Genomic DNA, 10,701 nt, shown 5'->3' on the forward strand with positions numbered 1-10,701 from the left:
CCCTACGTCTCGCCGGCGCGGGCTGCGCAGCTGGGCATCGAACTGCTGCCCCTCGACGACCTGCTGGGCCGCGCAGACTTCATCTCGGTGCACCTGCCGAAGACGCCCGAGACGGCGGGCCTCATCGGTAAGGAAGCGCTCGCCAAGACCAAGCCGGGCGTCATCATCGTCAACGCCGCCCGCGGCGGCCTGATCGACGAGGCCGCGCTGGCCGAGGCGGTGAGCAGCGGCCACGTCCGGGCGGCCGGTCTCGACGTCTACGCCAAAGAGCCGTGCACCGACAGCCCGCTGTTCGAGCTGCCGCAGGTGGTGGTCACCCCGCACCTCGGCGCATCCACTTCCGAGGCCCAGGACCGGGCGGGCACCGACGTAGCCGAAAGCGTGAAACTGGCGCTGGCCGGGGAATTCGTTCCCGACGCCGTCAACGTCGGCGGCGGCGTGGTCAACGAAGAGGTGGCGCCCTGGCTGGACCTGGTGCGCAAGCTCGGCGTGCTGGCCGCCTCGTTGTCCGCCGGGCCGCCGGTTTCGGTGTCGGTGCAAGTGCGCGGCGAGCTGGCCTCCGAAGACGTTGAGGTGCTGAAGCTTTCGGCTCTGCGCGGACTGTTCTCGGCGGTGGTCGAGGGGCCGGTCACGTTCGTCAACGCACCGGCGCTGGCCGACGAGCGCGGCGTCACCGCGGAGCTCACCACGGCCTCGGAGAGCCCGAACCACCGCAGCGTCGTCGACGTGCGCGCGGTCGCCGCCGACGGCAGCGCCGTCAACGTGGCCGGCACGCTGTCCGGGCCGCAGTTGGTGGAGAAGATCGTCCAGATCAACGGCCGCAACTTCGATTTGCGCGCTCGCGGCACCAACCTGGTGATCAACTACGTCGACCAACCCGGGGCGCTGGGCAAGATCGGCACCCTGCTCGGCTCGGCCGGTGTGAACATCCAGGCCGCGCAGCTGTCCGAGGACGCCGAGGGCCCGGGCGCGACGATCCTGTTGCGGCTGGACCGGGACGTGCCGAGCGAGGTGCGATCGGAGATCGGTTCGGCGGTGGGCGCCAACAAGCTTGAGGTGGTTGATCTGTCGTGAAGCGCGCCGTCGACGATGCAGAACGAGGAGCGGCGCAATGAAGTTGGCGGTCATCGGCGGCGACGGTATCGGGCCGGAAGTGACGGCCGAGGCCCTCAAGGTGCTCGACGCGGTGCTGCCCGGTGTCCAGAAGACCGAATACGACTTGGGCGCCCGGCGTTTTCACGCCAGCGGTGAGCTCTTGCCGGAATCGGTGCTCGCCGAACTGCGCCAGCACGACGCCATCCTGCTCGGCGCGATCGGCGATCCGTCGGTGCCCAGCGGCGTGCTGGAGCGGGGTCTGTTGCTGCGCCTGCGGTTTGAGCTCGATCATCACGTCAACCTGCGCCCGGGCCGGCTGTATCCCGGTGTGGCAAGCCCGCTCGCCGGAAACCCCGACATCGATTTCGTGGTCGTGCGTGAGGGGACTGAGGGTCCCTACACGGGCACCGGCGGCGCCATCCGCACCGGCACGCCCAACGAGGTTGCCACCGAGGTGAGCCTGAACACCGCCTTCGGCGTGCGCCGCGTGGTGGCCGACGCATTCGAGCGCGCGCAGCGGCGGCGCAAGCACCTGACGCTGGTGCACAAGACCAACGTGCTGACGTTCGCCGGCAAGCTGTGGGCGCGCATCGTGGCCGAGGTCGGGGAGCAGTACCCCGACGTCGAAGTCGCGTACCAACACGTCGACGCCGCCACCATCTTCATGGTGACCGACCCAGGGCGCTTCGACGTGATCGTCACCGACAACCTGTTCGGCGACATCATCACCGACTTGGCGGCGGCGGTGTGTGGCGGAATTGGGTTGGCCGCCAGCGGGAATATCGACGCCACGCGGACGAACCCGTCGATGTTCGAGCCGGTGCACGGCAGCGCGCCGGACATCGCGGGCCAGGGCATCGCCGACCCGACCGCGGCGATCATGTCGGTGGCGCTGCTGCTCGCCCATATCGGCGAGGACGATGCCGCTAGCCGGGTGGATCGGGCCGTCGAGGCCTACCTGGCAGCGCGTGGGAGCGAACGGCTCGCCACCACCGAAGTCGGCGAACGGATTGCTTCCGCGCTGTAGTTTCCAGGCCGGGCGGGAGCAGGCGCGCGGGAACCAGGGGCACCGCGATCATTGGGAACAGTCCGCACAACATCCACGCATTCGGATATTTCGCGGCGGTGATCAAGGCGCCGAATAGCGGTGGCGCCGCGGCGGCCATCACCCGCTGGGTGGTGTTCTGGATGCCCAGGGCGCGCCCGCTCCAGAACGGACCGGCGAATTCGGTGATGGCCGTGGCCTCCAGCCCGTTGTCGAGCACGGCGATCACCGAGATGGCCACCATCAGCGGCGCCTGATAGCTCGAATTCAGGAAATCGGCCCAGGCCAACAGGAACAGCGTGACGGCGGCCGCGCCCGCGATGAGGCGCACCGGGCGCATTCGCGAACCGATCCGGTCGGACCAGCGGCCCACCAAGACGCGGCCGACGGCGCCCAGCAGCTGCGAGAGGGTGACCAGACTGCCGGCGGCCGCGACCGACCAGTTCAGATTCTTGATCAGCCACACCAGCATGAACGTGACGGTCACCGTCTGCGGCACCATCATCAGACCGGCGACCGTGTGAATTCGCCACAGCGTCAACGACCCTCGGTAGGGGCTGGCGAGTTCGGTGTCGGCGGCTTTCTCCCGCGGCTTGCGCGGCGGGTCGATGATGCCGACCGCGCTGGCTGCCGCTCCCAGGGCGCACGCCAACGCCGTGAACCTGAGCCCCGTACTTGGCCCGTGCTCGGCCAGCTCGGGAATGACCAGCGCTCCCAAGGCGATTCCGAGGGGTTGCGCGGTTTGGCGGAAGCCCATCGCGAGGCCGCGTTGGTGCGGCGGAAACCACGCCGACACCAGCCGCCCGCCGGCGGTGTTGCAGCTCGCGGCCGCCATGCCGCCGAGAAACAAATAGACCGCCATGAGCACCATCGAATGCGCCGAGGCCGCGGCGTAGGCCGCCACGGCGGTGAGCGCCGAACCCGCGGCCATCACCAGACGCTCGCCCACCCGGTCCAGGACGTAACCCCACAGCACCAGCGTGACGACCATGCCCCAACTGGGCATCGAGGACAACAGACCGGCTTCGTCGAGCGGGATTCCCCGCGCCGATTGCAGCGACGGGATCAGGAACGCGACGCCATTGATGAAGAGGAAGGAGCTCGCGGTGGCCACCAGCGATGCGACCATGATGGACCAGCGCGCGCCCGCGCCCAGGTCCCGCGTCGCGGCCGTCCCGGTCTGCATTCCCCATGCTTGCATACGCGGCAAAACCGCTGGTAATACTCGTGTGCCTGCTGCCATTGCGATGAGGCAACCGCTCATTAGTAGGCTCAACGAAATGCGCCTTGGTCGAATCGCCAGCCCCGACGGTGTCGCCTTCGTCAGCATCGAGGGCGAACTCACCGATCCCGCCGCGATGATTGCCCGCGAGATCGCCGAGCATCCGTTTGGCACGCCGAACTTCACCGGCCGCTCGTGGCCGCTGCCCGACGTGCGGCTGCTGGCCCCGATACTGGCCAGCAAGGTGGTTTGCATCGGCAAGAACTACACCGATCACATCGCGGAGATGACCGAGCTCACCGGTCCGGCCGCGCAAGATCCGATCATCTTCCTCAAGCCCAACACGGCGATCGTCGGCCCGAATGTGCCGATTCGGTTGCCGGCCAACGCATCACCCGTGCATTTCGAGGGCGAGCTGGCCGTGGTCATCGGCCGGCCCTGCAAGGACGTCACGGCCGCCGAGGCGGCCGACAGCATCCTGGGCTACACCGTCGGCAACGACGTCTCGGCCCGCGATCAACAGAAGGCCGACGGCCAGTGGACGCGGGCGAAGGGACACGACACCTTCTGCCCGGTGGGACCGTGGATCGTCACCGATGTCGACCCGGCGGATCTCGAAATCCGAACCGAGGTCAACGGCGAAGTGAAGCAACACAGCCGCACCTCGCTGATGATCCATGACGTCGGCGCCATCGTCGAATGGATTTCGGCCGTGATGACCCTGCTGCCCGGCGACCTGATCCTCACCGGAACGCCGGCCGGGGTCGGCCCGATCGAGGACGGCGACACGGTGTCGATCACCATCGAGGGCATCGGCACCCTGTCCAATCCCGTGGTCCGTAAGGGCAAGTCGTGACGGCGGAAGCGAAAGTCCGGGTCCGGTTCTGCCCCTCGCCCACCGGCACGCCGCACGTCGGAATGGTCCGCACCGCGCTGTTCAACTGGGCCTACGCCCGGCACACGGGTGGCACGTTCGTGTTCCGGATCGAGGACACCGACGCCGAACGCGACAGCGAGGAAAGCTATTTGGCGCTACTGGACGCGCTGCGTTGGCTCGGCTTGGACTGGGACGAGGGGCCCGAGGTCGGCGGGCCCTACGGCCCGTACCGCCAATCGCAGCGCAAGGAGATCTACCGCGACGTGGTGGCCAAGCTACTCGAAGCGGGCGAGGCCTACTACGCGTTCTCGACCCCGGAAGAGGTTGAGGCGCGCCACATCGCGGCGGGCCGCAACCCGAAACTGGGATACGACAACTTCGACCGGCAACTCACCGACGCCCAGCGGGCCGCGTTCCTCGCCGAGGGGCGCAAGCCGGTGGTGCGGCTGCGGATGCCCGACCAAGACCTCGGTTGGAACGACCTGGTGCGCGGGCCCACGAACTTCGCCGCCGGCAGCGTGCCCGACTTCGCGCTGACCCGCGCCAACGGAGATCCGTTGTACACCTTGGTCAACCCGTGCGACGACGCGCTGATGAGGATCACCCATGTGCTGCGGGGCGAGGACTTGCTGCCGTCCACCCCACGCCAGCTGGCGCTCTATCAGTCGCTGATTCGGATCGGCGTCGCCGAGCGCGTCCCGGAGTTCGCCCACCTGCCAACGGTGTTGGGGGAGGGGACCAAGAAACTGTCCAAGCGCGACCCGCAGTCGAACCTGTTCGCGCACCGCGACCGGGGCTTCATCCCGGAGGGGCTGCTCAATTATCTGGCGCTGCTGGGCTGGGCCATCGCCGACGACCACGACCTGTTCAGTCTCGACGAGATGGTGGCCGCGTTCGACGTCGTCGACGTCAACTCCAACCCCGCGCGGTTCGACCAGAAAAAGGCCGACGCGCTCAACGCCGAGCACATCCGGATGCTCGAGCCGGCCGACTTCGTGGGCCGGCTGCGCGACTACTTCGACGTGCACGGCCACCGCCTCGGGTTGGACGATCCGGCGTTCGCCACCGCCGCCGACCTGGTGCAGACGCGCATCGTGGTGCTCGCCGACGCGTGGGAGCTGCTGAAGTTCCTCAACGACGACGAGTACGGCATCGATCCCAAGGCCGCCGCCAAGGAGCTCGGCCCGGAGGCGGTCGCCGTGCTGGACGCCGCGCTGGCCGCGCTGGACGGCCTGTCGGAGTGGACGACAGCCCAGATCGAGCCCGCGCTCAAGGCGACCCTCATCGAGGATTTAGGCCTCAAACCGCGCAAGGCCTTCGGTCCGATCAGGGTTGCGGCCACCGGAACGACCGTGAGCCCGCCGTTGTTCGAATCGCTGGAGCTGCTGGGCCGTGAGCGCAGCCTGCAGCGGTTACGCGCCGCACGCGAAACGGTCGGCGGCTAGGCGAAGACATCGCGTGCGGATTGTGTGCCGAGTCTTTGGTAGTCTGCACTGCGGTTCGCAAAGGCCGACAACGGCTGGCAGCGGCGGTCCCCGGAGCGGCGCGTTATCGCTCAGAGTGACCGCTGACCAGCGGTTTTAGGCAGCCAATGGGGTATGGTGTAATTGGCAACACAGCTGATTCTGGTTCAGCCATTCTAGGTTCGAGTCCTGGTACCCCAGCAAAATCTCGCCACCTCAAGCGATTAGGTGGCCTTTGACGTGTGAGCTATGCTGACACCTCGGATCGTGTCTGGCCCCGTCGTCTAGCGGCCTAGGACGCCGCCCTCTCACGGCGGTAGCGTGGGTTCGAATCCCATCGGGGCTACAAAACTATTGACCGGTTCCCAACACGGCTGGTGCCGTGGACCCACCCACCGGCATGGCCGGCAGGCCGAGTTTGCGGTGATCCCATGACCGCGCGCGCTGAGCGACGATGCGCACGCAGACGCGCTTGTTCATCATCTGCTCCACGAAGGGCTTCATCTCGTCGGTGTAGGGCCCGGTGTAGCGCTCGAACACGCTGACCCCGACGCGGTGCGACATGTCGGGATCGTCGACGATCTCCGCGACGCCCTCGAATGAGACCCCACGCAGTGTGTCGTAGGTGTCGCCGTCCTCGATCAGGAAGCTCACCCGCGGATCCCGTTTGAGGTTGACCGCTTTCTGCGACTTGGCCTTGGTTTCCAGCCAGATTTCTCCGTCCACGACGGCATACCACATTGCGGTCAGATGCGGCTGGCCGTCGGGGCCGACGGTGGCCAGCGTTCCGGTGCGGCTCTTGACGACGAAGTCGGCGATTTCGTCTTCCGACATGACGATGCTCGCGCGCTGATTGGTTCCCATGGCGGTCAGTCTGTCAGGCGACGTCCGGTCGAGCGTGCGCTGGTGGCGTTCAGTGTGCGCTGATGGCGTCGGGTGTGCGTGTGCGGCGGGATTTTGGCGACTTCGCCGCCATAGTTGCACTCGCAACGCCATCGATGCACACCCGACTTGGCGGCCCTACAGCCGGCGGGTGAGCGCGTCGGCCGCGGACAACAGGTCGGCGGCCCAGCGCGCGCCGGGACGGCGGCCGATCCGGTCGACGGGTCCCGACACGGAGATGGCGGCGATGACGGCGCCCCGGCCATCGCGCACGGGAACCGACACGCTCGCGACGCCGGGCTCTCGCTCGGCCACGCTTTGCGCCCAGCCGCGCCGCCGCACTTCGGCGAGCGTGCGCTCGGTGAACTTCGCCGTCGGCAGCACCGCCTTTTGCGTCGCCGCGTCGCTGTGGGCCAGCAGCACCTTGGCGCCCGAGCCCGCGGTCATCGGCAGTCGAGCCCCGACCGGCACGGTATCGCGAAGGCCCGCAGCGGGTTCCAGGGCGGCCACACAGACCCGCGTCGTGCCTTCGCGGCGGTACAGCTGCACGCTCTCGCCCGTGGTCTCACGCAGCAGGGGCAGCACGCCCGCGCTGGCGGCCAGCAGCGGATCGTTGACGTGGGCGGCGAGCTCGGTGATGGCCGGGCCCAGTAGCCAGCGCCCTTCGTCGTCGCGGCCCAGCAGGCGATGGATTTCGAGCGCGGCGGCCAGCCGATACGCGGTGGCCCTGGGTAATCCGGTCCGTTCGCACAGTTCGGCCAGTCCGCACGGGGATTGGGCGATCGTGTGCAGGACACTCACGGCTTTGTCGAGGACGCCGATGCCGCTATGCTGTCTCACAAGAAGATACTAGCGTCTCGCATTCTGAGATCACAGCCCGTGGTGGATCGGCGAGCCGCGCACCAGGAATAGAGGCGAGTTTTCAGATGGGATCCGGCAAGCCGCGCACCCTGGCCGAAAAGGTCTGGGAGGACCACGTTGTGGACAAAGGGGCCGCTGACGCGCCCGACCTGATCTACATCGATCTGCATCTGGTGCACGAGGTCACCAGCCCGCAGGCCTTCGACGGTTTGCGCCTGGCGGGCCGTCCGGTGCGGCGCCCCGATCTGACGCTGGCCACCGAGGATCACAACGTGCCCACGGTCGACATCGACAAGCCGATCGCCGACCCGGTGTCGCGCACTCAGGTCGAGACGTTGCGCCGAAACTGCGCCGAATTCGGCGTCCGCCTTTACCCGATGGGCAATATCGAACAGGGCATCGTGCATGTCGTCGGGCCGCAATTGGGGCTCACGCAACCCGGAATGACCGTTGTCTGTGGGGATAGTCACACATCGACGCACGGCGCATTCGGCGCGCTGGCGATGGGCATCGGCACGTCGGAGGTCGAGCATGTGCTGGCGACCCAGACGTTGCCGCTGCGGCCATTCAAGACCATGGCGGTAAATGTCGACGGCGAATTGCCCGCCGGTGTGACGGCCAAGGACATCATTCTCGCGCTGATCGCCAAGATCGGCACCGGCGGAGGGCAGGGCCACGTCATCGAATACCGCGGCAGCGCCATCGAATCGCTGTCGATGGAAGCCAGGATGACGATCTGCAACATGAGCATCGAGGCCGGCGCCCGGGCGGGCATGGTGGCACCGGATGCCACCACCTTCGAATTCCTGCGCGACAAGCCGCACGCGCCGCAGGGCGAGCAATGGGAGGCGGCGATGCGCTATTGGCAGCAGCTGCACACCGACCCCGGCGCCGTCTTCGACACCGAGGTCCACCTCGACGCAACAACGTTGAGCCCGTTCGTGACCTGGGGAACCAATCCGGGGCAGGGCGTACCGCTGTCCGCGGCCGTGCCCGACCCGGAGCTGATGACCGGCGACGCCGAGCGGCAGGCCGCCGAGAAGGCGTTGGCTTACATGGACCTTCGTCCCGGCACCCCGATGCGCGATATCGCCGTCGACACCGTGTTCGTGGGCTCCTGTACCAACGGTCGCATCGAAGACCTGCGCGTGGTCGCCGACGTGCTGCGCGGTCGCAAGCTGGCACCGGGGGTGCGGATGCTCGTGGTGCCCGGGTCGATGCGGGTGCGCGCGCAGGCCGAAGCCGAAGGGCTGGGCGACGTTTTCACCGCCGCGGGCGCCGAATGGCGCCAGGCGGGCTGCTCGATGTGCCTGGGGATGAACCCGGACCAGCTGTCGCCGGGAGAGCGGTGCGCGGCGACGTCCAACCGCAACTTCGAAGGGCGGCAGGGGAAAGGCGGCCGCACGCACCTGGTGTCTCCGGCCGTCGCCGCCGCGACGGCGGTTCGCGGCACGTTGTCCGCCCCGGCCGATTTGAACTGATCCATTCGAGAAGAAGGCAAGAGCATGGAAGCATTTCACACGCACACCGGCATCGGTGTGCCGTTGCGGCGGTCCAATGTGGACACCGATCAGATCATTCCGGCGGTGTATTTGAAGCGGGTCACCCGAACCGGTTTCGAGGACGGACTGTTCGCCAGCTGGCGCTCGGATCCCTCATTCGTCCTCAACCTCAGCCCCTTTGACCGGGGGTCGGTCCTGGTCGCTGGACCCGATTTCGGGACCGGCTCGTCGCGCGAGCATGCGGTGTGGGCCCTCATGGACTACGGGTTCCGGGTGGTCATCTCGTCTCGATTCGGTGACATCTTCCGGGGCAACGCCGGCAAGGCGGGGCTCCTGGCGGCCGAGGTTTCGCAAGACGGCGTGGAACTCCTTTGGAAGCTCATTGAGCAGAGTCCGGGGCTGGAAATCACTGCCAATCTTCAAGATCGAAATATCACCGCGGGAACGACGGTGTTGCCGTTCAAGATTGACGACCACACCGCCTGGCGGCTTCTCGAGGGGCTTGACGATATAGCCCTTACGCTGCGGAAACTCGACAAAATCGAGTCATACGAGGCCGCGTATCCGAAGTGGAAACCGCGCACCCTGCCTGCCTCCTGAGCGGTCGTGACGACCGAAATTTCTTCTCGCTCACCTAACTAATTCGGGCGGAATTCCAGTCCCCCACCGGTCAAGGGCGGCAACCGGATTGCGAAAACTTCCGATTGTCCGACCCTGAAATTGCGCGTGGCTCTTGGAAATTTGCTGGGTGAGGGTTTACCGTGTGCACTAGTCGGTTCAAACAGAGGACCACTAGCGTCGGAGGGATTGGATGAATAAGGCAGAGCTCATTGATGTGCTCACACAGAAATTGGACACCGACCGTCGGCAGGCAACCGCGGCTGTCGAGAACGTTGTGGACACCATTGTGCGTGCCGTGCACAAGGGTGACAGCGTCACCATCACTGGGTTCGGTGTGTTCGAGCAGCGGCGTCGCGCGGCCCGGGTGGCCCGCAACCCGCGTACCGGCGAGACGGTGAAAGTTAAGCCGACTTCCGTGCCGGCGTTCCGGCCCGGTGCTCAATTCAAAGCGGTTGTGTCTGGGGCACAGCGTCTCCCGTCGGAAGGACCTGCAGTGAAGCGTGGTGTAGTGGCAAGTGGTGCGGCCAAGAAGACGGCCGCCAAGAAGGCTCCGGCGAAGAAGGCGGCCGCCAAGAAGGCTCCCGCCAAGAAGGCCGCCGCCAAGAAGGCTCCCGCCAAGAAGGCTCCGGCCAAGAAGGCGGCGACCAAGGCCCCGGCCAAGAAGGCCGCAACCAAGGCCCCGGCCAAGAAGACCGCGGCGAAGAAGGTCGTGGCGAAGAAGGCTCCGGCCAAGAAGGCCGCAACCAAGGCCCCGGCCAAGAAGACCGCCGCAAAGAAGGCTCCCGCCAAGAAGGCCACCGCGCGTCGCGGTCGCCGCTGAGGCATCGGTCGAGTTCTAGACGCGAATACCCTTCGGGGCGCAGCGATGCACCCGAAGGGTATTCGCGTGTTATGCCCGCACGTTGGCGGCCAGGGCGCCGCCGATGTGGTCCGCCGACACCAGCCGGCCGCCCGCGAGCGAGAGCACCCAGGTGCTGCCCTTGTGGTTGCGTGACTTGTCCGGGCGTACCCCGTCGCGTTCGCACCACCACGCGATCAAATCCGGGATCACCTTGCCCTGGGTGCAAATGACCGGTGTGCCTTGCTGCTCCGCGATGGCGAGCATCCGGTGCCGGCCGCGTTTGGGGCTCTTG

10 protein-coding genes, 2 tRNA genes and 1 pseudogene are annotated in these 10,701 nt (G+C 67.1%); 9 read left to right on the forward strand and 4 right to left on the reverse strand.

Features of this window, described 5'->3' with window-relative positions:
• Positions 1 to 1,074 (forward strand): NAD(P)-dependent oxidoreductase (locus A9X03_RS08375; protein ID WP_067889044.1); only part of this gene is annotated, 1,074 nt, incomplete at its 5' end.
• 37 nt (positions 1,075 to 1,111) lie between these two features.
• Positions 1,112 to 2,122, forward strand: coding sequence for a 3-isopropylmalate dehydrogenase (locus A9X03_RS08380; RefSeq protein ID WP_068260535.1), 1,011 nt, complete (start codon positions 1,112 to 1,114; stop codon positions 2,120 to 2,122).
• On the opposite strand, the gene A9X03_RS08385 is transcribed toward A9X03_RS08380, so the two are convergent.
• Positions 2,022 to 3,326 (reverse strand): MFS transporter, encoded by a 1,305-nt coding sequence (locus A9X03_RS08385; protein ID WP_068260539.1) that lies wholly within the window; start codon positions 3,324 to 3,326, stop codon positions 2,022 to 2,024. The genes A9X03_RS08380 and A9X03_RS08385 overlap by 101 nt on opposite strands.
• A gap of 94 nt (positions 3,327 to 3,420) precedes the next feature.
• On the opposite strand from A9X03_RS08385, the gene A9X03_RS08390 reads away from it, so the two are divergent.
• The 4 genes from A9X03_RS08390 (at position 3,421) to A9X03_RS08405 (ending at position 6,048) form a co-directional block, all read left to right on the forward strand.
• Positions 3,421 to 4,218: a fumarylacetoacetate hydrolase family protein gene (locus A9X03_RS08390; protein WP_067758337.1), complete on the forward strand. Its 798-nt coding sequence runs from the start codon at positions 3,421 to 3,423 to the stop codon at positions 4,216 to 4,218.
• A complete protein-coding gene (gltX, locus tag A9X03_RS08395) occupies positions 4,215 to 5,684 on the forward strand; it encodes a glutamate--tRNA ligase (protein ID WP_082950392.1) in 1,470 nt (489 codons plus the stop codon). Before A9X03_RS08390 ends, gltX begins: the two co-directional genes overlap by 4 nt.
• A gap of 147 nt (positions 5,685 to 5,831) precedes the next feature.
• A tRNA-Gln gene (locus A9X03_RS08400) sits at positions 5,832 to 5,903 on the forward strand.
• Positions 5,904 to 5,975: 72 nt separating this feature from the next.
• Positions 5,976 to 6,048: transfer RNA gene (locus A9X03_RS08405), tRNA-Glu, on the forward strand.
• A 5-nt stretch (positions 6,049 to 6,053) separates the two neighbouring features.
• On the opposite strand, the gene A9X03_RS08410 is transcribed toward A9X03_RS08405, so the two are convergent.
• Together A9X03_RS08410 and A9X03_RS08415 are read right to left on the reverse strand one after the other, a co-directional pair.
• Positions 6,054 to 6,566: a pyridoxamine 5'-phosphate oxidase family protein gene (locus A9X03_RS08410; protein WP_067758340.1), complete on the reverse strand. Its 513-nt coding sequence runs from the start codon at positions 6,564 to 6,566 to the stop codon at positions 6,054 to 6,056.
• Positions 6,567 to 6,722: 156 nt separating this feature from the next.
• Positions 6,723 to 7,424 (reverse strand): IclR family transcriptional regulator, encoded by a 702-nt coding sequence (locus A9X03_RS08415; protein ID WP_067758343.1) that lies wholly within the window; start codon positions 7,422 to 7,424, stop codon positions 6,723 to 6,725.
• Positions 7,425 to 7,510: 86 nt separating this feature from the next.
• On the opposite strand from A9X03_RS08415, the gene leuC reads away from it, so the two are divergent.
• The 3 genes from leuC to A9X03_RS08430 all read left to right on the forward strand — a co-directional run bounded on the left by leuC (position 7,511) and on the right by A9X03_RS08430 (position 10,388).
• Positions 7,511 to 8,926 carry a 3-isopropylmalate dehydratase large subunit gene (gene leuC, locus A9X03_RS08420; RefSeq protein WP_067758346.1) on the forward strand — a complete coding sequence of 472 codons (1,416 nt, stop codon included), beginning with the start codon at positions 7,511 to 7,513 and terminating at the stop codon, positions 8,924 to 8,926.
• A gap of 24 nt (positions 8,927 to 8,950) precedes the next feature.
• Positions 8,951 to 9,547 (forward strand): 3-isopropylmalate dehydratase small subunit, encoded by a 597-nt coding sequence (gene leuD, locus A9X03_RS08425; RefSeq protein WP_067758349.1) that lies wholly within the window; start codon positions 8,951 to 8,953, stop codon positions 9,545 to 9,547.
• A 211-nt stretch (positions 9,548 to 9,758) separates the two neighbouring features.
• A complete protein-coding gene (locus A9X03_RS08430) occupies positions 9,759 to 10,388 on the forward strand; it encodes an HU family DNA-binding protein (RefSeq protein WP_067276458.1) in 630 nt (209 codons plus the stop codon).
• 69 nt (positions 10,389 to 10,457) lie between these two features.
• Here the strand turns inward: A9X03_RS08430 and A9X03_RS08435 are convergent.
• Positions 10,458 to 10,701, reverse strand: a pseudogene (locus A9X03_RS08435) (NUDIX hydrolase); the annotation flags it as partial.

Origin of the sequence: Mycobacterium sp. E1715 (assembly GCF_001667625.1) — a bacterium.
Lineage (GTDB): Bacteria > Actinomycetota > Actinomycetes > Mycobacteriales > Mycobacteriaceae > Mycobacterium.